The organism is Herbiconiux sp. SALV-R1 (genome assembly GCF_013113715.1).
Taxonomy (GTDB): domain Bacteria; phylum Actinomycetota; class Actinomycetes; order Actinomycetales; family Microbacteriaceae; genus Herbiconiux.
The window spans coordinates 423,515-445,383 of record NZ_CP053344.1 but is presented as its reverse complement, the minus strand read 5'-3'; the positions used below and the strand labels follow the sequence as shown (position 1 = coordinate 445,383).

The following is a 21,869-nucleotide window of genomic DNA, read 5'->3' as shown; positions in this document are numbered from 1 at the left end:
GTCAGACGCCGAGCAGGTCGGCGACGGCTTCCGCGAGCTCATCGACCCTCGGCACGATGCGTGTCGCTGCGGCGCCCTCGTGCGCCTGGCCGTAGCCCCACGCCACCCACGCCGAGGCGATGCCGTTGGCCTCGGCGCCGTCGAGGTCGTGCTCCCTATCGCCCACCATCACCGCGACGAACCGGTGCCCGTCGGTGTCGCCGCGGGCGTCGGTGTCGACGTCGGCGCGCCGGAGCACCTCGCTGATGATCGCCGCCTTCGATTCGCGCTGGCCGGTCGGCTCGAACCCCACCACCAGGGCGAATCGGTCGAGCAGGCCGTGCTCGGCGAGCAGGGCGAGGGCCTGAGGTTCGGGCTTCGATGTCGCGATGGCGAGCAGCGCACCCCGCGCGGCCAGCGCATCCAGGGCTTCGGGAACACCCGAGTACACCGTCACCCCGTCGCGGAAGTGCTCGTCTGAGATGCGCCCGTAGAGTCGCCCGGCCTCCTCGGCGGCAGCGTGGTCGAGGCCGGCCCGCGCGAGGAACGAGTGGCGCACGGGCGGCCCGATGTAGTGCACGAGCTCGGAGTCATCGGGCACGGGCAGGCCGATCTCCGCGAAGGTCGCGCGGAGGCCGGCGAGGATGTTCGCGCCCGAGTCGATGAGCGTTCCGTCGAGGTCGAAGATCGCGAGCGGCGCGGGGTGATGCCGGGGTTCCCGAGGTCGAACGCTCATCGCCCGACCGGCCGGGGAAGTGTCAGATCGTGGGAACCGGCGGGCAGCTCGCGCTCGATCCCACCGAGGCGGACGAGCGCCGACGACCCCGGAGGCACCACCACGGCGAGGCGCACCCGGTCGCTCTGCTCACCCTCGAGCTCCCAGCGCACCGAGGCGCGCCCGAGCGGCGTCTCGAGGGAGGCCTTCGCCCAGCCGAGCCGTCCGTCGAGGCGCGGCTCGACGAGAATGCGTCGGTAACCGGGTTCGGCGGGGGCCAGGCCGCCGATCGACCGGTGCATCCAGTCGGCGACGGCACCGAGCGCGTAGTGGTTGAAGCTCGTCATCTCGCCGGGGTTCACGGTGCCGTCGGGGAGCATGCTGTCCCACCGCTCCCAGATCGTCGTCGCCCCCATCCGCACCGAGTAGAGCCACGACGGGCACTCCGGCTGGAGGAGCAGGGTGTACGCCGCGTCCGTGTGCCCGGTGCGGGTGAGGGCGTCGAGCACGAACGGGGTGCCGGCGAAGCCGGTCGAGATGCGGTGACCGGCGGCGGCCACGAGTTCGGAAAGGCGGTCGCCCGCCCAGCGCAGGTCCTCCTCCGCCACGAGGCCGAACACGATCGCGAGCGCGTACACCGTGACGCTGTCGCTGCGGATCGTTCCGCTACCCACGTACACCGATCGGAATGCGGCGCGGAGCGAGGCGGCGAGCGCCTCGAACTCCACCAGGTCGTCGGGATACCCGAGCACGGCGGCGGTGTCGGCGAGGATGCGGGCGGTGCGGTAGGCCGACGCCGTCGCGACAACTCCGGGGTCGGCCGCCGCCGCCATGGGGTCGTCGGGCGGCGCCGTCGGGTCGAGCCAGTCACCGAACTGGAACCCGGTGTGCCACACCCCGTCGGCCGAGAGCAGCGAGCGCACCCGGCGGGCGTGCGCCGCCATCGACGGGTAGGCCTCGCGCAGCATCTCGGGGTCGCCGTAGGCCTGCCACAGTGCCCACGGCACCCAGGCGGCGGCATCGCCCCAGATCGCCGTCGCGTCGAAGGGCTCGAGGGCGGCAGGGACTCCGGTGTGGCGGAACAGGTCGGGTACGACGTAGGGCACGACTCCACCGTGGGCCCGCTGCTCGAGGGCGAGGTCGCGGAGCCAGTCGGCGAGGAACGCCTGCGCGTCGAACAGGAACGCCGCCGTCGGCGCGAAGACGGCGATGTCTCCGGTCCAGCCGAGCCTCTCGTCGCGTTGCGGGCAGTCGGTGGGCAGGGCGAGGAAGTTGCCCTGCATGCTCCGCACCACGTTCTCGTGCAGACGGGTGAGGTCGGGGTCGGAGCAGGCGAACCGCCCGATGCGGTGCAGGTCGGAGCCGACGACGACGGCGGTGAGACGCGTGTAGTCGTCGCCGGGCCACCCCTCGACCTCGACGTAGCGGAAGCCGTGGAAGGTGAACGTGGGCTCAAAGACGTCCAGGCCTCCGCTCAGCGTGTACTCGTCGGTCGCGCGGGCGGAGCGCAGCGGCCTCATCGCCGGCTCGCCTTCCTCGAGCACCTCGGCGTGCCTGATGGTGATGCGCGCACCCGCCGCGCCGGTGGCGGTCACCCGCACCCAGCCAACCAGGTTCTCCCCGAAGTCGACGATCACCCGCCCGCTCGGGCCGAGCCCGACCGAGACGGGCGCGACCTCGCGGAGTCGCCTCACCGGCGGAACCGCCGAAGCGACGAGCCGCGCGGTGTCGGAGGCGATCTCCTCCGCCGGCTCCCACCCCGAGTCGTCGAAGCCGGCCGAGTCCCAGCCCGGTTGCGCACGCCGCGCGTCGATGCGCTGACCGTCGTAGAGATCGTCGTCGGTGGTCTCCCCGGTCGAGGTTCGCCACTGCGAGTCGGTGACGACGAGGTGCTCGTGACCGTCGGAGAAGCGGATGCGCAGCTCGGCGATCGCGGCGAGCCGACTCCCGTAGAACGCGCGCCCACCCTCCCAGCCCAGGCGACCGCGATACCAGCCGTTGCCCACGCGGATGCCGATGGCGATCGCCGCGCCCTGCACCAGCTCGGTCACGTCGTGCTCGGTGAAGCGGGTGCGCCACTCGTAGCTCGTCCACCCCGGGGTGAGCAGCTCGTCGGAGACCGGCCTCCCGTTGATGCTCGCCTCGCAGACCCCGTGCGCCGACAGCCGGAGCGACGCCGACGCCACCTCCCCGTGATCCGTCGGCAGTTCGATCTCCCGCCGGAACAGCGGCGCCGCCCGGCTGTCGTCCTGCGGCGAGATGAACCGAGCCGTCCAGCTCATGCCGCCGCCCCCGCCCGGAGGGCCTCCGCGAGAAGGGAGAGGCTCCGGTCGATCTCCGGCAGGGCGGGCACGGGCGGGATGTTCAGGTGCCCGTGCGGAAGCCCCTCCGCGACGTCGACCACGACATCGACGCCCACGGATCGCAGTTGCCGGGCGAACAGCTCGCCGGAGGCCCGGAGTTCGTCGACCCCGCTGAGCGCGAGATGGGTGGGCGGGAGGCCCTCGACCGAGCCGAGCCCGGGCATGACCTCGGCCGGGATGTCGTGGATGCGGCCGAGATAGCCCTGCAGGATGCTCAGATTGTGCTCGGGCGTGAACCGCAGGATCTCCGGCAGCTCCTCGGCCCCGAGCCCCACGCTGGCCGGTGTCGGGAAGTGCAGGGTGGGGTATCCGATCAGCAGCCCGGCCGGGCTCGCGAGCCCGGAGTCGACCTGGCGGCGGGCGGCGGCGACCGCCAGGTTCCCGCCGGCGGAGCACCCGCCGAGCTGCAGCCGGCGAGGGTCGGCCCCGACGGCCTCGGCGTGCTCGACGAACCACGTCCACGCGGCCTGCACGTCGTCGAGCGGGGCGGGGAAGAGCGTGCCGGGGCCGGCGAGCCGGTAGTCGACGGTGACCACCAGAGCACCCGCCCGGTGGGCGAGCTCGCGGGCGACGACATCGGCCTCCGGCATGTCGACCGAGCCGCCGGTGAAGCCGCCGCCGTGCACCCACAGCAGACCGGGCATCCGTTCCCCGGCCCCCTCGGCACGGTACAGCCGGAGGGCGACGAGGCCGCCGGGGCCGATCACGGATCGGTGCTCCACCGTGACGGGCGGAGGACGGTAGCCTTCGGTGAGGGTGGCGAGGACGCGTTCGTAGTCGTCCCAGTCGACGACCCCGGCCAGCGTCTCACGGAGGAGCGGGTTCAGTGTCATCGCGAGGACTTCCGGATCACGAGGTCGACGGGGAGGGTCTGCCTCACGCGGGCGGAGCGGGGGTCGCGGCGCTGGGCGAGCAGCATGTCGGCGCAGTGGTAACCGACGGCGTGCAGCGGGAGACGGACGCTCGTGATGCCGACCGCCGAGCTCTCGGCGGAATCGCCGCATCCGACGACGGCGACGTCGTCGGGCACCGCCCGGCCGTGGCCGTCGAGGTTCTGCCAGGCGCCGATGGCCGAGGCGTCGTCGGGGAAGACCAAGGCGTCGAAGAGCACCCGCCGGTCAAGCAGGAACTCGCTCGCCGCACGCCCGCCCGCCGCGCCCGCACCCGGCAGGAGCTGTTCGATCAGCACCGCGTCGGGGTCGAGCCCGGCCTCGGTCACGGTCGCCCTCGCGGCAGCGGCCCGATCGGCCGACCGGCCTGCTTCGCGACCGTCGTGCGCGAGCACGATGCGCCGGCGCCCGCCCGCCAGGAGGTGCTCGATCGCCAGCCGGCTCGCGCTCTCGTCGTCGACGGCGGCCGAGGACAGTCGTGGCGAGCCGGTAGCACCGGCGATCACCACGGTCGTGCCACGAGAGGTGAGCGCTTCGGCCAGCTGGTCGGTACCCTCCCCCGATTCGAGGATGACGCTGTGCATGCCGAGCCGCTCGAAGGCGTTGAGCGCGCCGCGCACCCGCTCCCCGTCTCCGTCGGTGAAGGCCGTCAACGCTTCGACGTCGGTGCGACGGATGCGCTCCTGAATGCCCTCGAGCACGGCGGCGCGCGATGACGACGCATCGACCAGCACCACCCCCATGGTCTCCAGACGCCCCGGCGCCTTGCGGGCACGCCCCGAGGGCGTCCAGCCCAGCTCGTCGATCGCAGTACGGACGCGGCGCAGCGTGGCGTTCGAAACCCGTTCAGGATGGTTCAAAGCGTTGGAGACGGTGCCGACGGAGACTCGGGCGCGCTTGGCGACATCGGCGATCGACATCGGTGTTTCTTCGGCCATCTTCCCGCTCTCCTGGTGCATCCGGTTCGTGCTGCGTCCATCCTTGCACATTTGAAATAGTTCAACTAGCATCGCCAATCGTCGGGGGTCACTCGTGATCTCCGCACTCCCACGAGACAGTGCCCAAGAGAGAATGAGACTCAACGATGAAGCTCCGAATTCGACACGGCATCGCCGCCGTCGCGGTCGGCGCGCTCGCGCTGGCCGCAGCAGGCTGCACCGCGAGCGCCCCCGCCACCCCACAGGTCGACCCTGACGCACCCGTCACCATCACGGTCGGCGATCTGCCGAGCACGCAGGCCGAGGCCGCCCGCAAGGGCTTCCTCGACGCTGTCGACTCCTTCGAGGAGGCCCACCCGAACGTGACCATCGAGACCAGCGAGACGCGCTGGGACAACGGCTCCTTCTCGGCCCTTGTGGCCGGAGGCACCATGCCGACCGTCATGTCGGTGCCCTTCACCAACACGCAGCAGGTGATCGACAACGGCCAGGTCGCCGACATCACGGGCATCGTCGAGCCGCTCGGCATCGTCGAGCGCGTGAACCCCGACACGCTGAAGCAGGCGCAAGACGACGCGGGCAACATCTACGGCATCCCGACCTCGGTCGACGCACTCGGCCTCATCTACAACCGCCAGCTGTTCGAGCAGGCCGGGCTCGACCCCGACGACCCGCCGGCCACCTGGGACGAGGTGCGCGAGGCCGCCAAGACCATCACCGAGAAGACCGGCGCGCCGGGCTACCTGCAGATGACGGAGGAGGGCCAGGGCGGCTGGATCTACACCGCCACCGTGTACTCCCACGGCGGCACCGTCGAAGACCCCACCGGGGGCGAGGTGACGCTCGACAGCCCCGAGGGTGTCGACGCCCTGAAGACCGTTCACGACATGTACTGGACCGACAAGTCGATGGGCTCGACGGTGCTGTTCAGCCTGAAGACGCTCATGCAGGAGTACGCCGCGAACCGCGCCGGCATGTTCATCGCCCCTGTGCAGACCTATGAGTGGCTGAACAACGTCTACGAGATCGACCTGTCGACGATCGGGGCCACCCACGTTCCGCAGGCCGGCGGCGAGGAGGGCGCCCTACTCTCGGGCAACGTGCAGATGTTCAACCCGAAGTCGACGCCGGAACAGCTCACCGCGGCCGCCGAGTGGGTCGACTACTACTACTTCGGCAAGTTCACCGACGAGGAGACGGCCGTGGCGAATGCGCAGGCCGTCGTCGCCGACGGCGGAGTGGTGGGGCTTCCGGGCCTGTCTCCGCTCAGCCCCGAGGCGTACGAGCAGTACCGAGAGTGGATCGCCGACTACATCAACGTCGACCCCGCGCACTTCACCGGCTACACCGACTCCCTGTCGGTGATCCCGCTGGTGCCCGAGCCCGCCACCCGCGCGCAGGAGGTCTACGCCGATCTCGCTCCCACGGTGCAGCAGGCGCTGACCGACGAGAACGCCGACATCGAGACTCTCGTCTCCGACGCCTCGTCGCGCATCGATCGCATCATCTCGCAGGGATGACCGGAGCACTCAGCAACTCATGATGCAGCAACGCACAGCCGCCTCCGGCTCCCGAGCCTTCAAGGACTTGGGGGTCGGGGCGGCACCCCGTCGTTCCCTCCGCATGCGCTTCTCGCGCTGGGTGAAGGGCGGCGGCATCTGGGCCATCGTCTTCGGCGCCCCGCTCGTGATCATCTTCGCGTACTTCGCCTGGGGCCCCATCGTCAGCGGAGTCGTGCTGTCGTTGCAGAAGACGAACTTCCTCACCACCACCTGGGTGGGCTGGTCGAACTTCGAATTCGTGCTGACCGACCCCGTGCTGCCCAAGGCGGTCGCCAACACCGTGCTCTTCACCGGGCTGTCGCTCCTCATCGGCGCGCCGCTCCCGCTCGCCCTGGCGGTGGTGATGGCCGAGCTGCGGCGACGCAAGGGCCTGTACAGCGCCCTCGCCTACCTGCCGGTGGTCATCCCTCCCGTCGTCGGCATCCTGCTCTGGAAGGTCATGTACCTGCCGGGCGAGGAGGGCCTGCTCAACTCGATCCTGGGCACCGTCGGGCTGGGCCCCTTCGCGTGGCTGAACTCCGAGCAGATGGTCATCCCCTCGATGGTGGTGGCCAGCACCTGGGCCGGGGCCGGTACCGCGGTCATCATCTACCTCGCCGCTCTCGGCGGCGTGCGACCCGAGCTCTACGAGGCGGCCGAACTCGACGGCGCGGGGGTCTGGCGGCGCATCTGGCACGTCACGCTCCCCCAGATCCGGGGAATCGTGCTGATCCTGCTCCTGCTGCAGATCATCGGCACCCTGCAGGTGTTCAACGAGCCCAAGCTGCTCACCGGCGGCGGGCCGAACAACGCCTCGATCACGGTGCTGATGATGATCTACCAGTACGGCTTCGTGAACTCCAACTACGGCGCAGCTGCGGCGCTCAGCGTTCTGCTGGCGCTCGCACTGGCGCTGATCTCGATCGCGTACCAGTTCGCCACCCGGAGATGGAGCGACAATGACTGACCTCGACATCCGCGAGGAGGCCGCGGCACCCGTGCGTGACCGGGGTTTCTGGCGACGCACCCCCAAGCCCGACGACGAGGAGGCGAGGTCGGCGGTCTCGTGGGGCGACCGCAACAACCCGACCGTGCGGTGGACGCTGCGGATCGTCCAGGTCCTGGTCTTCGTGGGCCTCGTCGTCGCGGCGGTGTTCCCCATGATCTGGCTGGCCAAGGCGTCGATCTCGACCACCGGCGACCTCATCCGCGACCCCCTCGGCTGGTGGCCGTCGGGAATCGACTTCTCCAACTACGCCGTGGTCTGGAACGAGCTCGGCATCTACAAGTACCTTCTCAACACCCTCTGGCTGGCACTCGGCAGCGCGGCGGTCACGCTCGTGGTCTGCATCACCGGCGCCTACTGCCTGTCGATCCTGCGGCCGCGCTGGGGGGCGGTGGTGTACTGGGCGGTGCTGGCCACCCTGTTCATCCCGGGTGTCATCTCCCTGGTGCCGCTCTACCTCACCGTGCTCGACCTGCCGGGGCTCGGCATCAGCCTGCTCAACTCGATGTGGGCGGTGTGGCTGCCGGCCGGCGCCAGCGCCTTCTCGCTCGTGCTGGCCAAGCGGTTCTTCGACTCCATCCCCCGGGAGCTCATCGAGGCCGCCCGCATCGACGGGGCGGGGCCGGTGCGGGTGCTCTGGTCGATCGTCATCCCGCTGTCGCGGCCCATCATCAGCGTGCTCGCGCTGCTCAGCTGCGTGTCGGCGTACAAGGAGTACCTGTGGCCGCTGCTCGTGCTGCCCGACCCGAACGTGCAGCCCATCTCGGTGGCGCTGCCGCGGGTGGAACCCTCGCTGGAGTACTCGGCGATGATGGCGGCGCTGTTCCTGTCGCTGCTCGTGCCGATCGTGCTCTTCCTCATCTTCCAGCGCCAGTTCCTCCGCAGCGTCGGCATGGCGAACGGCATCAAGGGGTGACGCCGCCGAGAATCGGCTGAGCTAGTGTCGGTGGGATGGAGTGCGTGAGGAGGTCGCGATGAACGAAGCCGCCGCCGAGAACCCGGCACGCCGAGCGAATCTCCGCGAGGTCGCCGCCCTCGCCGGGGTCTCCCTGTCGACCGCCTCCCGCGTACTCTCGGGCAGCTACCCGATCTCGGGCGCGACCCGCGAGAAGGTGGTCGAGGCGATGCGGGAGCTCGGCTACTCCGAATCGCGCACCCGCCGGCGCGAGGCCACCCGCACCATCGGGGTGATCGTGTCGGATGTGCGGTCGTCGCTGGTCTCGGGCGTCACCGCCGGCATCGATGCAGCCGCGGCGGAGAACGGTCGCATCTGCACCATCTTCCCCACCGAGGGCGACCTCGACCGCGAGCGGGACATCGTGCGCCTGGCCGCCCGCCAGCGCGAGCTCGACGCACTCGTCTTCGTCGGCGGCATGCAGCGCACCGACGACTACGCCGGGCGCATCGGCGACTACCTCACCATGCTGGGCGAGGTCGACGCCCGGCTGGTGCTCTGCGCGCGCCCCGGCATCGGAGCGCACCCCGGCACCCTCGACGTCGGCTACGACAACGAGGGCGGCGCCTTCGCCATCGCGAGCTACCTCGCCTCCAAGGGGCACCGGCGCATCGCGTGGGTGGGCGGGCAACGCAACCACTCCACCACCGAGGGCCGCCTGCGCGGTGTACGCCGCGCGCTCGGCACGCTCGGCCTAGAACTCGAGGTGGCCTACACGGAAGAGTTCCAGCCGAGCAGCAGCCGGCGCATCCGCATCACCGACCCCACCTACTCCAACACCCGGCGACTGCTCGAGGAGCACCCCGAGGTGACGGGCGTCGTCACGAACAGCGACTTCCACGCCGTCGAGGTGGTGCGGGCCCTGCACGACGCCGGTGTCGACGTGCCGGAAGACATCTCGGTGGTCGGCTACGACGACAACGAGGTCGCCCTCCAGGTGCGCCCCAACCTCACCACCGTGCACCTGCCGGTCTTCGACCTCGGCTGGGAGGCGGCCCGCCTCGCCGTGGAGAAGCCGCTCGCAGGCATGCCCGGTTCCTCGGTCGAGCTCGGCACCCACGTCGTGGTGCGCGACTCCGTGGCGCCGCCCCGGGCCTAGGCTTCGCGCCGCCCCGGCACCGCTCGGGCCACTCGCGACTCCGACGGGCACCGCCCCCACCCACGCTCCCCGTCCGGCGCGGCTGCGGTCGCGCACGGGGTTCCGCTCTGCCCGACGAATCCAGGTGTTGCGCTTTGTTTCTACCCTTTGTTTCTGTAGTGTCTCTATAGCGTTTCACCATGGCGCCACATCGCTGCAACCACACTCCTGAGGATCCGATTCATGACACGACGGCGTGCATTCTCCACCCTGGGCTGTCCCACCGCGGGCATCGCCGAAGTCGCCGAGCTGGCGGCGGCATCGGGCTGGAACGCGCTCGAGTTGCGATCGAGCGACGACACCGAGGTGCACCCCGGTCTCGATCGGTCGGAGCGGGCCGCCGTCTCCGCCGCGCTCGGCGACCTGGAGAGGGTGTGCCTCGCGACCTACGTCACCCTCGCCGGCCCCGGCTCCGACGACTCGCAGGTGCTGGCCGCCTTGCGCGCCGAAGCCGAACTCGCTCGCGACCTGGGTTTCGGCGCCATCCGCGTGTTCGCCGGCGGCGACGACCGCCTGCCAGACGACAGCGACGCGGCGATGGTGCGCCGCCTCCGGGCCGCCGCCGGCCACGCGGGGGTCGACATCTGGCTCGAGACCCATGACAGCCACTCCACCGGCCTCGCGGTCGCCCGCGTGCTCGACGCGGTCGACGACGAGCGCGTCGGCGCCATCTGGGACATCGCGCACCCGTGGGCTGCCGGCGAGCCGGTCAGCACGACCGCCGCACTCCTGGCCCCCTGGCTCCGCCACGTGCAGATCAAGGACGTCGTGGGCCGCCGCGAACCGCTTCCCGTTCTCCCGGGCACGGGCACGCTGCCGCTCGAAGAGGTGCTGCTCCAGCTCGACGCACGCGGGTACGATGGGTATCTCGGCCTCGAGTGGGAGCTGCGCTGGCACCCCGAGCTCCCCCCGCTCGCAGAGGCCCTGGCGGCCGCCGATTCCTGGCTGGAGCGCTTTCCGCTGCAGCCGCGCGCATCCGTTCGCACCATCGACGAGGCGGTCGCGGCCCTCACGACCGAGGAGAAGGTCGCACTGGTCAGCGGAAGCGGCTTCTGGACCACCGAGGCCGTGCCGCGCATTGGCCTCCGCCCGATCGTGCTCTCCGACGGCCCGGCCGGGGTGCGCGGCCCCTCGATGGACGAACGGCAGCCCTCGCTCAACCTCCCCTCGGCGGGCGCCCTTGCTGCGAGCTGGGACCCCTCGCTGGCCTACCAGGTCGGCGCCCAGCTGGCCGTCGAGGCCGCTCGTCACGGTGTCGACGTCGTGCTCGGGCCGACCGTGAACCTGCACCGCACGCCGCTCGGCGGGCGGTCGTTCGAGTCGTTCTCGGAAGACCCCCTCCTCACCTCCGCCCTCGCGGTGCGCTACATCGCGGGACTGCAAGACCGGGGCGTCGGCGCCTGCGCCAAGCACTACGTGCTGAACGACTCCGAGACCGAGCGCATGACCGTCTCGGTCGAGGTCGACGAGGCGCCCCTGCGCGAGCTTTACCTGCGCCCGTTCGAGGATGCGGTGGCCGCCGGCGTCTGGACGGTGATGAGCGCCTACAACTCGGTCGACGGCGTGCGCATGACCGAGCACGGGCTGCTGCGCGACCCGCTCCGCTCGGAGTGGGGGTTCGACGGCGTGGTGGTGTCGGACTGGTCGGCGGTGCGGTCGCTCGACGCGGCGTCGGCCGGTCAGGATCTCGCCATGCCCGGCTCCGACGGGCAACCGGGCGGGGTGTGGGACGACGCGCTGCTCGCCGCCGTGCAGACGGGTGAGGTGCCGCTCGACACCCTCGACGAGAAGGTGCGGCGGCTGCTGACGCTCGCCCAGCGCGTGGGCGCGCTCGGAGCCGACCACCGGGTCTCCGTCGCAGGCTCCGAGGCCACGGGTGTCGAGACGGCCAGGAACCTCCTCGAGCGGGGGTCGGTGCTGCTCACGAACGACGGCATCCTCCCCCTCGGGGTGGGTGGGTCGCCGCTCCGGGTCGCGGTGATCGGCCCGGGTGCCGTGCGACCACGCACCCAGGGCGGTGGCAGCGCCGCGGTGGTGCCCGATCACGTCGGCACCCCGGCGGACGCGCTCAGGGCGATCCCCGCCCTCGAGGTCACGGAGCACGCGGGGGTGGTCCCCGACCACCCCGAGGCGTTCGGGCCCGACGAGCTCATGGCGCCCGACGGCACGGTCGGCGCACTGCAGGTGCGCCTCTGGGATGCGGCGGGACGGGTGCTGAGCGACGAGCTGCGCTCCGCCTCGCGCCTGATCTGGCTCGGTGACCTGCCGACCGCCGCCAGCGCGATGACGGCGGAGTTCGACGCCCTGTTCCACCGCGACGGCCCGGTCGAGGTCTCGGTCGAGCTGCCCGCCGGCGGCTCCCTCACGGTCGACGGCGCCCGTGTCGACGCCGAACCCCACGAGAAACGAGTGGCGGTCACCGTCGAGGCGGTGGCGGGGCGGGCCCTCCGCGTCGAGGTCACGGCCCACGCCCCCGCCGACCTCGAGCTGCGCATCCTCGACGTGCGCATCGGTCGCCTCTTCCCCGCCGACCTCGCAGCTGCCGCCGACGCGCTGGAGGCAGCGGTCGCGGCGGCCGCGGCCGCCGATGTGGCGGTCGTCTTCGTCGGCACGGATGCGCGGATCGAGACCGAGGGCCGCGACCGCACCGACCTGTCGTTGCCTCCCGAGCACGACGCCCTCGTCGAGGCGGTCGCGGCGGCGAACCCCCGCACGGTGGTGGTCGTCAGTGCGGGTGCGCCCGTCGAGCTGCCCTGGCGTTCCCGGGTCGGCGCGGTGCTGCTGACCTGGTTCGGCGGTCAGGAGTTCGGCGACGGCGTCGCGTCGTTGCTGACCGGTCGCGCGGAACCGGGCGGACGACTGCCGACGACCTGGCCGGAACGCCTCGCCGATGCACCCGTGCAGAACGTCGTACCCACCGACGGAACGCTCTGGTACGAGGAGGGGTCGCTGATCGGTCACCGGGCCTGGGCGCTCGGCACGAGCGAACCTGCCTTCGCCTTCGGGCACGGACTGGGCTACACCTCGTGGAGTCTCGGCGAGGTCTTCGTCGAACCAGGCGACCTCGACACCGACCTCTTCGCCGACACCGGCACCGGCACCGGCACCGGCACCGGCCGCACCCCCGACGGCGTCGACGGCACCTCGACCACCGTCGTCGCGCGGGTCGCCAACACGGGCCCGCGTCGCGGCCGCCAGGTCATCCAGGTCTACCTCTCGCGACCCGACTCCACCGTGGCGAGACCACCTTTCTGGCTCGGCGGGTTCGCGTCGATCGAACTCGAGGCCGGTGCGCGCGCCGAGGTGCGCATCCGTCTGGCCCGCCGGCAGTTCGCCCACTGGTCTGAGGAGGAACACGCCTGGCAGATCGAGCCCGGCGAGTTCACCGCCCGGGTGGGTTTCTCCGCCACCGACCTTCCGCAGTCGATCGTCGTACCGGCGATCTGACCCATCGACACCCGAGGACCGACCCCATGCTCTTCGACCTTCCCCTCGAGCGCCTCCGCGAGCACTCCCCCGAGCTGACGCTGCCCGCCGACTTCGAGTCGTTCTGGGGCGACACTCTCGCCCGGGCCCGTGAGCTGCCGCTCGACGTCGAGCGGGAGGAGGTCGCGCTCGGGTTCCCAGGTCTCCGCGTGTTCGACGTCTCCTTCGCAGGGTTCGGCGGCGACCGCATCCGGGCGTGGCTGCGGCTGCCCACCCACTCCGCGAACGAGCCCCTGCCGGGGTTCGTGGAGTTCCACGGGTATCGCGGCGGGCGCGGGCTCCCGCACGAACCGCGCCTCTGGCCGCAGGCGGGGTTCGCGCACCTCGCCGTCGACACCCGAGGGCAGGGCGGCGCGTGGACGGCCGGCGCCACCCCCGATCCGCACGGTGGCACCGGCCCCGAGACCGCTGGCTGGGTCACCCGCGGCATCTCCTCGCCCGCCACCTACTATTACCGCCGGGTCTTCGTCGACGCCGTGCGGGCCGTCGAGGCCATGCGGAGCATCCCCGACGTGGAGACGAGTCGCGTCTTCGCGGGTGGGGTCAGCCAGGGCGGCGGTATCGCGCTCGCGGCCGCCGGCCTGCTCGGCGACCTCGCGGGTGTGGTCACCGACGTCCCGTTCCTGTGCGACTTCCCCGAGGCGCTCGCGCTCACCTCCGATTACTCCTCGGGCTACGGCGAGGTGCTCCAGTACCTCATGGTCAACCGTGAGCAGGAACGCACCGTGCTCGACACCCTCTCCTACTTCGACGTGGCGAACCTCGTCACCCTCGCCGAGGCCCCGGCGCTGTTTTCCGTCGCGCTGGCCGACTCGGTCTGCGCGCCGCGCACCGTCTTCGCCGCCTTCAACCGGTACCGGGGGTCGGACAAGGAGATCGCCGTCTACCCCTACAACGGCCACGAGGGCGGCGGCGCCCACCAGGCGTGGCGGGCCCTGGAGTGGGTTCGCGCGAGGTGCGCGGCATGAGCGCCGGGCGACCCAAGGCCCTCCTGTCGATGTGGGCCGACGTCGTGTGCGAGGTGTTCCCACCCGACCTGCGCGCCGAGCTCGAGCAGGTCGTGGAGCTCCTCGACCCCCGACCGCTGGCAAGCCTCGACGATCCGGTCGCCGAGCGCCTCGACGAGGCCGAGGTGCTGGTCACGAGCTGGGGCGCCCTGCCCGTCGACGAAGCCCTACTCGCCCGGGCACCCCGACTCCGCGCCGTCTTCCACGCGGCGGGCTCGATCAAGGGCACGGTGCACGACGCCGGCTGGCGCTCGGGTCTCGTGGTCACCTCGGCCGCGGCGCTCGGTGCGCAGCCCGTCGTCGAGTACACGGTCGCCGTGATCACACTCGCCGCGCACCGCGTCTTCCCGCTCGCGCAGACCTACCGCGAGGGGTCGTTCGTGCCCGTGCGCGGTCGTCGCGGCCGCCCGGGCACGACGGTGGGCATCGTCGGGGCGTCGGCCATCGGGCGTGGCGTCATCGAGCGCCTCGTCGCCGACGACTGGGACGTCTCGGTGTACGACCCCGTGGTCGATCCCGCCGTCATCGCCGGGCTCGGCGCCCGGCAGGTGGAGCTCGACGAGCTGTGCGCCCAGAGCGACATCGTGTCGCTGCACGCTCCGGATGTCGCCGCAACCCGCCGCATGATGGATGCACGGCGCCTCGCGCTGATGAAAGACGGCGCCACGCTCGTCAACACGGCCCGCGGGGCCCTCGTCGACCACGACGCACTTCGCCTCGAGTGCGCGAGCGGCCGCATCGACGCCGTACTCGACGTCACCGACCCCGAGCCGCTGCCGCCGGGCGACCTGCTGCTGCGGCTGCCCAACGTGTTCTGCACTCCGCACGCTGCCGGCGTGCAGGGCACCGAGGTCGCATCCCTCGGCGCCTTCATGGTGGAGGAGCTCCGGCGGTACGCGCACGGCGAGCCGCTCGAAGGAGCGATCGACCACCGCATGCTGCCCGTTCTCGCCTGAGACCGGCGGGCCTGCTCCTCGAGCAGACCCGCCGACTCGGCTTCCGACCTCCCGCCTCAGGGCAGGTCGTAGATGAGCGTGTGCGCCGCCGTCGGCTCGAGGTTCACCGTGATGCGCCCGTTCGACCCCACCGTGTAGTAGTCGCGCAGCTCGCCGTCGACCGTCACACTGAACGCACCGGGGTCGAGGAGCCCGAGCGTGAGGTTGGCGGCAGGGGTCGCTCCCGGAGTCACGGCGTCGACCTGCACGGTGATCGTCGTGCCGTTCGTCGCGAGCCGGAGATTGCGTCGCCCGCCGTTCACCTCGACCCGGGCGCCGGCGAACTCCACGAACGTCGCGTCGACGGCCGTCAGCGTCGTGGGCACGGGCGTCGAACCCTCGCTGCGCACCAGCAGCGCCCTGCCGTTGCCGGAGGCTCCGGCGACCGAGAGCGCGCCGTATCCGTCGCTCGTCGTCGCGATGGCCACCGTGTCGAGCCGGTTCGGCCGGGCGAGCTCGGCGCTGAACTGGCTGCCGCTCGCGGCCGAGCTCAGCGTCGCGGCGTCGGCGGCCGTGCGCTGCGGCACCAGCGCCGTCGCGATGCGCGCCGAGCTCGCGCCGGGCACCGTGGTGCGCCAGGTCGTGCCGAGCTCCGGCAGCAGGCCGGCGCCGTTGGTGCACGTCGCGCCGGCGTCGGGCGACGACTGCAGGTATCGCGCGGTGACCGTCGACGACCCGACCGTCTGGGCGATGTCGCTCCCCCCGGTGACGGCCGAGACCGTGCCCTTGCTGTGGAACAGCGAGTGGATGTTGCGGGCCGACGAGACCGTCACGTCGTCGAGCACGATCGCTGCCTGCCGGTCGACGTAGGCGATCGTGCGCCGGGCCCGCGTGATGCCCGAGGTGCTCGGGGCCGCGTAGAGACCCGTGGTGTCGGCGACGACCACGGTGTCGGCCCCGATCGCGTTGAGGGCGGGGATGCTCGCCCGGCCACGCATGTCGGCGTACGGCTGCGTGAACCCCGACGCCCGTTCCCCGGCCTGACCCACGTCGGAGCCCGCCACGACCGCGTTGGTCTGCTTCGTGAGGTAGGCGCCGTAGGGTGCGTAGGCTCCGAAGATCGCGCCGCCGAACGAGAGGCTGAAGTGGCCGCCGTCGGGATGGTCGTGGGCGACGTTGATGTATCGGGAGTTCGGGCCCAGCCGGTCGCGCCACTCGTTGAGGCGAACGCCGCCCATCACCCCCGCCTTGACGTGCAGGGAGACGCCGGTGTCGCTCCAGTCGGAGCGCGACGCGAGCACGCCGAGGTCGGGGTAGAGCCGGGTGGTCTGCCGGTCGTCGAGCCCCGCGGCGGCCAGCGAGTCGTCGTGCCAGAGCAGGTTCCAGGCGTTGTAGAAGAACGAGCTCACGCCTGCGGGCCCTGATTGGTACACCCGCTGCAGGAACTCCTGCAGCTGCGAGTCCTGGTACTTCGAGGCGATGTGCCAAAGGTAGGGGTTGAAGTAGTAAAGCGACCCGTCGGTGTCGCCGTAGGAGAACTGCCCGACGTTCTTGGGCAGCGACACGTCGATCTTGAACGCCCCCATGCCCGGGATCTCGGGCTCCGCCCACAGGTCGCCGCTGCCGACCGATTCCAGCACATCGACGGCGCGCACCAGGTGCTCGTTGCCGTAGGTCGCGTAGGTGATGCTCTCGTGCTGCGACCCGTCGGGCGAGATCCAGCTGAGCACCTGACGCAGCTGGCTGCGGCCGAACTCCAGCCGGTAGTCGTCGCTCTCGGAGCTGTCGGCGGCACCGTCGCCATGAATGGCGGCAGCGGCGACGACCACGCCGTCGATGCGGAAGTGCCGGTGGTTGGGCTGCGGATCGTTCTTCCAGTAGGCGTCGTTCGCGATGCCGGTGTTGGAGAACTGCGCGATGAGACGGTCGGCCTGCAGGGCGAGCTTGTCGCGGATCATCGTGCGCTCCGCCTCCGAGAACAGCTCGAAGCACCAGTCGTAGGCGAGGGAGACGCCGATGAGGCCCACGGCGTTCGACATCGACCCACCGTTCTCGACTCCCCAGTCGGGGAAGTTGGCGGGGTCGGCGACGTAGAGCGTCCAGTTGCGCACCTTCGTGGCGTAGGCGCTGTCGCCGGTGATGAGGTACGACATCGCGAGCTCCGGCAGACCCCAGTACACCGACTGCCACTGCTGGTCGTTCCCCGCGCCCGTCAGGGTCGGCAGCGCCGCGCGGGCCGTCGCGTAGCCGAGCATCGAGTTCACGAATCCGGCGTAGGCCGGCGCCGCGGCACGACGTTGCAGTTCGGCCATCGAGACCCGGCTGCCCAGGATGATGCGGGGGTGCTGGCCGTTCAGGGCCGGGTCGAACAGCCCGCTCGCGGCGGGCACGGTGCCGATGGCGGGCAGCACGCCCTGCCCCGCGGTGGTGACCGCGCCGACCGCGGTGGCGCCGACGAGAGTGCCCAGCAGCAGGCTTCGCCGGGAGACGTGTCGATCAGGGACAGGAGGCGTATTTCGATGGATGCGCACGGGACTCCTCATTGAATTGTGCCGGTTGTTTCACTGTGTTGCAGAAACAAAGTGGATACGGAGGCACGCTAATCGGAGCCCGCCCCAGCGTCAAGAGGTGGCGCGCTCCATCCGCCGCCACATCAACGCCGTCGCCATCTGGGAGAAGTGCGCCATCGAGAGAGGGTCGAAGCCGGTGAGCTCCTGGATGCGCTTGATGCGATAGGTCACCGTGTTGGGGTGCACGAACAGCGCCTTCGCCACCGCGGCCTGGGAGTGATTGCAGGTGACGAGGGCCTCGAGGGTGTCGATGAGGTGCGGATGCTCGCGGAGCGCCCCGAGACGGCTCTCGACGAGCCGGGAGGCGAGCTCCGGTTCCCGCGCCAGCAGCACCTCGACGAGAACGTCGTCGAACTGCACCACCCGGCCGGGGCGAACCCCTCCGAGGGCGGCCGCCACCGCATCCCTCGCCTCCTCGCACGACTCCTGCGCGGCGACGAGATCGGCACTCACCCCTCCGACCCCGATCGCGTACCCGGCGGCCGACTCGAAACCCTCGAGAACCCGGGCGAGCAGCTGCGGAATGTCGTTCACACGCCCTCGAGGCCGGGCGAGCGCGACCGTCAGCCTGCCCATGTCGCCGAACAGCACGGGGCCGATGACGTAGGCCTGCACCGCCGCCGCGATCCGCTGGCGCAGGCGCAGCACCTCGACGTGGTCGGCGTTGCGGACGCTCCCGATCGCGAACGAGAACCACGGCCCCTGCTGCTCGATCCTCAGCGTGTGCGTCCAGCGGTCGAGGTCGCTCGCCGCGGGCACTGCACCGTTCGCGATGGCGGTCACGAGCTCGTTCTCGACCCGGCGCTGAGCGGCCTCGATCGCCGAAGCGGTCTCGCGATAGGAGTTGATCATCTCCTGGGTGAGCAGGTCGAAGGTGCTGATGATGAGATCGGCGTAGTGGCTGGTGAGCTCGACCGGCCAGGCCTGCGACCCCGAGAAGAGGTCGAGGATGATGGTGCGCTCCGTCGACCGGTAGGCCTGGATGACCGACTCGAGCGGCACTCCCTGACTCGCCCGGCGCCCTCCGAGGTCGCGCCCCGGCAGCAACTCCGCACGGGTCGGCGGGCTCCCGCGCCGCAGCACGCGCACCCCGAGGTCGATGTTCTTCGCCACCGAGGGGATGAGCTCCTTCTTGTCGAAGACGTCGTCGGAGTACCCCTCGTAGATGTCCCACATGAGGTCGACGGCTCGGGCGGTGAGCAGTTCGATGTTGGGTGCGTAGCGAAACGATTGGGAGACCATCACAAAACCATAGAGGAGATCTTGGGAATCATCCCGTCGATTTGGGAAGGTCCACCTGGAAGCGTGGAGGAGTGACAGAGCAGTCACTCGAGACACCGGGAGAAGCCCATGACGGCAATTCAGCAGATCGAAGCGGACCTCACGGTTCCCACCCCCGCACTCATCGACGACATCGGCCGGCTCGACGGCGACATCATGGTGCTGGGCGTCGGAGGCAAGGTCGGCCCCAGCGTGGCCATCATGGCCCGCCGTGCCATCGAGGAGGCGGGCGTCGACAAGAAGGTCTTCGGTGTCGCCCGCTTCAGCGACCCGGCCGCGCGCGAGTCGCTCGAGAGCTACGGCGTCGACGTGGTGCCCGCCGACCTCACCGACGACCTCGAGCTCGACGGACTGCCCGAGGCCCGGAACGTCATCTTCATGGCCGGCAACAAGTTCGGCACCACCGGCAACGAGCACCACACCTGGATGATGAACTCCTACCTGCCCGGCCGGGTGGCCGAGCGGTTCCGCGACTCGCGCATCGTGGCGTTCTCCACCCTCGTCACCTACCCCCTCGCCGACGTCTCCACCGGCGGCTCCCGGGAGTCGGATGCGTCGGGGCCGATCGGCGAGTACGCCATGTCGTGCCTCGGTCGGGAACGCATCTTCGAGCACTTCTCGCTGAAGAACGGAACACCGCTGCTGATCTTCCGTCTCGGTTACTCGATCGAGACCCGGTACGGCGTACTGCAGGAGATCGCCCAGGCCGTGCACGACGGCACGCCCATCCCGCTCGCCATGGGGCACGCCAGCGTCATCTGGCAGCGCGATGTCGCGGAGTACGCCATCCGTTCGCTGCACCTGGCCTCGACGCCTCCCCGCCGGCTCAACATCACCGGCCCCGAGATCGTGTCGATCCGCTGGCTCGCCGAGAGGTTCGGCGAGCGCTTCGGAACCCGGCCGGTGTTCGACGGGGTCGAGACCGGAACGGCCTACGTGATGGACGGCTCGTCGCTGCAGACCGAGTTCGGTTTCCCCTCCACGACGCTGGCGCAGATGATCGAGCGGGTCGGCGACTGGGTCGCCGCATCCGGCCCCACCATCGGCAAGCCCACGAAGTTCCAGCAGCGCGACGGCGAGTTCTGAGGCTGCCGCGATGACGAACACCGCCACCGCTGCCACGCAGCTCGCCGACGACGGGGACTCCCCCGTCACCACGTCACCGCCGCGTCGCAGAGGCGCCTGGTCGAAGAACTACCGCTGGGTCATCACCGCGGCCGTCGGGCTGTTCGTGCTGCTGGTCTGGCAGCTCGTCGCCGTGCTGTTCGACCTGCCCACCTACATCCTGCCCACGCCGGTCGACGCGGCGGAGTCGCTCTGGACGAACCGCGACGAGCTCTGGACGGCCACGCTCGTCACGACGGGCGAGGTGCTCGCCGGCTTCAGCATCGCCGTGCTCGTGAGCATCCCGGTGGCCATGCTGCTGGTGTCGTTCCGCTGGTTCGAGACGATCGTGTACCCCTTCATCGTGCTGCTGCAGACCGTGCCGAAGATCGCGCTGGCGCCGCTGTTCGTGGTGTGGTTCGGGTTCGGCATCCTGCCGAAGGTGCTCGTCACCTTCTTGATCTGCTTCTTCCCAATCCTGCTCGACACGATGACCGGGTTGCGTTCGTCGAACCCCGACATGGCGAGCCTCGTGCGCTCGATGGGCGGCGGCACCTGGTCGATCTTCCGCAAGGTGCGGCTGCCCGCCGCGCTCCCCCACGTCTTCGCCGGCGTGAAGGTGGCCATCACGCTCGCGGTCGTCGGCGCGGTGGTGGGCGAGTTCGTCGGCGCCACCCAGGGGCTCGGGTACCTGCTCCTGCGCGCGAACGCCAACCTCGACACGCCCCTGCTGTTCGCAGCGATCGCCATCCTGACGGTGCTCGGTCTCGTGCTCTACTACGCCGTCTCCCTGGTGGAACGGCTCGTCATCCCCTGGCACGTCTCGCAGCGCTCGGAGGGCACCGTCACCACCGGGCCCGCCGTCTGATCCACCCCGTCCGCACCACCCCATCCTGCAGCACACATCTCAAAGGAGAGATCCGTGAACAAGAAACCCGCCCGGCTGGCGTCGCTCGTGCTCGCCGGCTCCGCAGCACTGGCCCTCGCCGCCTGTTCCGGCACCACGCCCGCCGACTCGCCCGCCACCAGCGGAAGCGGCGAGCTCGACGTGCTCCCCATCCGCCTCAACTGGACCTTCGAGGCCGCCGATCACCCCTGGTTCTTCGCCGGCATGGAAGAGGGCATCTACGCCGAGCACGGCATCGAGCTGCAGCCCCAGGAGGGCACCGGTTCGGCGTCGACGCTGCAGCTGGTGGCCTCGGGAAGCGATCCGGTCGGGCTGGTCGATTCAGGAACGATGATGGGCGGCGTGAGCAAGGGCCTCCCCGTGCAGGCGGTGTGCGTGCTCGCCCAGCGCAATCCGATGTCGGCGATCTTCCCCGCCTCGGCGGGCATCACCGGCATCGACGACCTCAAGGGCAAGACGATCGCGGTGACCCCGGGCGACTCCCTGTCGCAGATCTTCCCGGCCGTGCTCGCCGCCAACGACCTGCAAGACAGCGACGTGAACATGGTCGGTCTCGCCGACCCGGCGGCGAAACAGAGTTCGGTACTCACCGGCGCATCCGACGCGTTCCTCGGCTACTACACGCTGCAGCTGCCGGCGATCGAGCAGAGCTCCGGCGAGAAGATGGACTACCTCGCCTTCTCCGATCTCGGGGTCGACACGCTCAGCATGGGCATCGTGGTGAACAAGGACTGGGCGGCCGAGAACGAAGACCTGCTCACGCGTTTCATCGCGGCCACCCAGGAGTCGGCGCAGTTCGTGGTCGACAACCCCGAGAAGGCGGCCGACGACTTCGTCGCCGGGGTGCCGAGCTTCGACCGCGAGCTCGCCCTCACCCAGATCACCGCTGCCGTGCCGCTGCTGCACACCGAGGCCACGGAGGGCTCGCCCATCTGCCAGAGCGACGAGGGCGACTGGGCCGCGACAGAAGACATCCTGTCGACCTACGCGGGTCTCAGCCCGGCCGATTCGCTCGACGCCTATTACACCAACGACTACATCAAGTGAGCGAGCC

16 protein-coding genes are annotated in these 21,869 nt (G+C 70.6%); 10 read left to right on the top strand and 6 right to left on the bottom strand.

The window, feature by feature from the left end; translation table 11 throughout:
* Nucleotide 1: 1 nt before the first annotated feature.
* Genes HL652_RS02260 through HL652_RS02245 form a run of 4 tightly spaced genes read right to left on the bottom strand, consistent with a single transcriptional unit; the run spans nt 2 to nt 4,867 of the window.
* Nucleotides 2–715 carry an HAD hydrolase-like protein gene (locus HL652_RS02260; RefSeq protein WP_171703797.1) on the bottom strand — a complete coding sequence of 238 codons (714 nt, stop codon included), beginning with the start codon at nt 713–715 and terminating at the stop codon, nt 2–4.
* Nucleotides 712–2,976 carry an alpha-L-rhamnosidase gene (locus HL652_RS02255; RefSeq protein WP_171703796.1) on the bottom strand — a complete coding sequence of 755 codons (2,265 nt, stop codon included), beginning with the start codon at nt 2,974–2,976 and terminating at the stop codon, nt 712–714. The genes HL652_RS02260 and HL652_RS02255 overlap by 4 nt, the downstream gene beginning before the upstream one ends.
* Nucleotides 2,973–3,890, bottom strand: coding sequence for an alpha/beta hydrolase (locus tag HL652_RS02250; RefSeq protein WP_171703795.1), 918 nt, complete (start codon nt 3,888–3,890; stop codon nt 2,973–2,975). The genes HL652_RS02255 and HL652_RS02250 overlap by 4 nt, the downstream gene beginning before the upstream one ends.
* Nucleotides 3,887–4,867: a LacI family DNA-binding transcriptional regulator gene (locus HL652_RS02245; RefSeq protein WP_171703794.1), complete on the bottom strand. Its 981-nt coding sequence runs from the start codon at nt 4,865–4,867 to the stop codon at nt 3,887–3,889. Before HL652_RS02245 ends, HL652_RS02250 begins: the two co-directional genes overlap by 4 nt.
* Nucleotides 4,868–5,031: 164 nt before the next feature.
* On the opposite strand from HL652_RS02245, the gene HL652_RS02240 reads away from it, so the two are divergent.
* From HL652_RS02240 to HL652_RS02205, 7 genes are all read left to right on the top strand, one after another.
* Nucleotides 5,032–6,405: an ABC transporter substrate-binding protein gene (locus HL652_RS02240; protein WP_171703793.1), complete on the top strand. Its 1,374-nt coding sequence runs from the start codon at nt 5,032–5,034 to the stop codon at nt 6,403–6,405.
* A gap of 22 nt (nt 6,406–6,427) precedes the next feature.
* The gene (locus tag HL652_RS02235; protein ID WP_253743597.1) at nt 6,428–7,393 is read left to right on the top strand and encodes a carbohydrate ABC transporter permease; all 966 of its coding nucleotides are present in this window, start codon (nt 6,428–6,430) and stop codon (nt 7,391–7,393) included.
* Nucleotides 7,386–8,348: a carbohydrate ABC transporter permease gene (locus HL652_RS02230; protein ID WP_171703792.1), complete on the top strand. Its 963-nt coding sequence runs from the start codon at nt 7,386–7,388 to the stop codon at nt 8,346–8,348. Before HL652_RS02235 ends, HL652_RS02230 begins: the two co-directional genes overlap by 8 nt.
* A gap of 58 nt (nt 8,349–8,406) precedes the next feature.
* On the top strand, nt 8,407–9,486 hold the full coding sequence (locus HL652_RS02225) for a LacI family DNA-binding transcriptional regulator (protein WP_171703791.1): 1,080 nt from the start codon (nt 8,407–8,409) through the stop codon (nt 9,484–9,486).
* 222 nt (nt 9,487–9,708) lie between these two features.
* Nucleotides 9,709–12,972 (top strand): glycoside hydrolase family 3 C-terminal domain-containing protein, encoded by a 3,264-nt coding sequence (locus HL652_RS02215; protein WP_216603969.1) that lies wholly within the window; start codon nt 9,709–9,711, stop codon nt 12,970–12,972.
* A gap of 26 nt (nt 12,973–12,998) precedes the next feature.
* Entirely contained in the window at nt 12,999–13,979 is a 981-nt protein-coding gene (locus tag HL652_RS02210) for an acetylxylan esterase (protein ID WP_171703790.1), read from the top strand.
* Nucleotides 13,976–14,974 carry a hydroxyacid dehydrogenase gene (locus HL652_RS02205; RefSeq protein ID WP_216603968.1) on the top strand — a complete coding sequence of 333 codons (999 nt, stop codon included), beginning with the start codon at nt 13,976–13,978 and terminating at the stop codon, nt 14,972–14,974. Before HL652_RS02210 ends, HL652_RS02205 begins: the two co-directional genes overlap by 4 nt.
* Nucleotides 14,975–15,030: 56 nt before the next feature.
* Here the strand turns inward: HL652_RS02205 and HL652_RS02200 are convergent, their stop codons facing one another.
* Both HL652_RS02200 and HL652_RS02195 read right to left on the bottom strand, forming a co-directional pair.
* Complete coding sequence (locus HL652_RS02200) at nt 15,031–17,484, bottom strand: hypothetical protein (RefSeq protein WP_171703789.1); 2,454 nt, start codon at nt 17,482–17,484, stop codon at nt 15,031–15,033.
* 90 nt (nt 17,485–17,574) lie between these two features.
* On the bottom strand, nt 17,575–18,765 hold the full coding sequence (locus HL652_RS02195; RefSeq protein ID WP_171703788.1) for a PucR family transcriptional regulator: 1,191 nt from the start codon (nt 18,763–18,765) through the stop codon (nt 17,575–17,577).
* 108 nt (nt 18,766–18,873) lie between these two features.
* On the opposite strand from HL652_RS02195, the gene HL652_RS02190 reads away from it, so the two are divergent.
* From HL652_RS02190 to HL652_RS02180, 3 genes are read left to right on the top strand one after another with little or no spacing between them, the layout of a single operon-like run.
* Entirely contained in the window at nt 18,874–19,890 is a 1,017-nt protein-coding gene (locus HL652_RS02190; RefSeq protein ID WP_171703787.1) for an NAD-dependent epimerase/dehydratase family protein, read from the top strand.
* Nucleotides 19,891–19,900: 10 nt separating this feature from the next.
* Complete coding sequence (locus HL652_RS02185) at nt 19,901–20,776, top strand: ABC transporter permease (protein ID WP_171703786.1); 876 nt, start codon at nt 19,901–19,903, stop codon at nt 20,774–20,776.
* Between the two features lie 54 nt (nt 20,777–20,830).
* Nucleotides 20,831–21,862: an ABC transporter substrate-binding protein gene (locus tag HL652_RS02180; protein ID WP_171703785.1), complete on the top strand. Its 1,032-nt coding sequence runs from the start codon at nt 20,831–20,833 to the stop codon at nt 21,860–21,862.
* Nucleotides 21,863–21,869: the final 7 nt, after the last annotated feature.

Coding starts and splice junctions, on each gene's coding strand:
- HL652_RS02245 (WP_171703794.1), bottom strand. CDS start 4,867: ATGTCGATCGCCGATGTCGCCAAGCGCGCCCGAGTCTCCGTCGGCACC.
- HL652_RS02185 (WP_171703786.1), top strand. CDS start 19,901: ATGACGAACACCGCCACCGCTGCCACGCAGCTCGCCGACGACGGGGAC.
- HL652_RS02225 (WP_171703791.1), top strand. CDS start 8,407: ATGAACGAAGCCGCCGCCGAGAACCCGGCACGCCGAGCGAATCTCCGC.
- HL652_RS02235 (WP_253743597.1), top strand. CDS start 6,428: ATGCAGCAACGCACAGCCGCCTCCGGCTCCCGAGCCTTCAAGGACTTG.
- HL652_RS02260 (WP_171703797.1), bottom strand. CDS start 715: ATGAGCGTTCGACCTCGGGAACCCCGGCATCACCCCGCGCCGCTCGCG.
- HL652_RS02230 (WP_171703792.1), top strand. CDS start 7,386: ATGACTGACCTCGACATCCGCGAGGAGGCCGCGGCACCCGTGCGTGAC.
- HL652_RS02255 (WP_171703796.1), bottom strand. CDS start 2,976: ATGAGCTGGACGGCTCGGTTCATCTCGCCGCAGGACGACAGCCGGGCG.
- HL652_RS02240 (WP_171703793.1), top strand. CDS start 5,032: ATGAAGCTCCGAATTCGACACGGCATCGCCGCCGTCGCGGTCGGCGCG.
- HL652_RS02205 (WP_216603968.1), top strand. CDS start 13,976: ATGAGCGCCGGGCGACCCAAGGCCCTCCTGTCGATGTGGGCCGACGTC.
- HL652_RS02195 (WP_171703788.1), bottom strand. CDS start 18,765: ATGGTCTCCCAATCGTTTCGCTACGCACCCAACATCGAACTGCTCACC.
- HL652_RS02215 (WP_216603969.1), top strand. CDS start 9,709: ATGACACGACGGCGTGCATTCTCCACCCTGGGCTGTCCCACCGCGGGC.
- HL652_RS02190 (WP_171703787.1), top strand. CDS start 18,874: ATGACGGCAATTCAGCAGATCGAAGCGGACCTCACGGTTCCCACCCCC.
- HL652_RS02250 (WP_171703795.1), bottom strand. CDS start 3,890: ATGACACTGAACCCGCTCCTCCGTGAGACGCTGGCCGGGGTCGTCGAC.
- HL652_RS02210 (WP_171703790.1), top strand. CDS start 12,999: ATGCTCTTCGACCTTCCCCTCGAGCGCCTCCGCGAGCACTCCCCCGAG.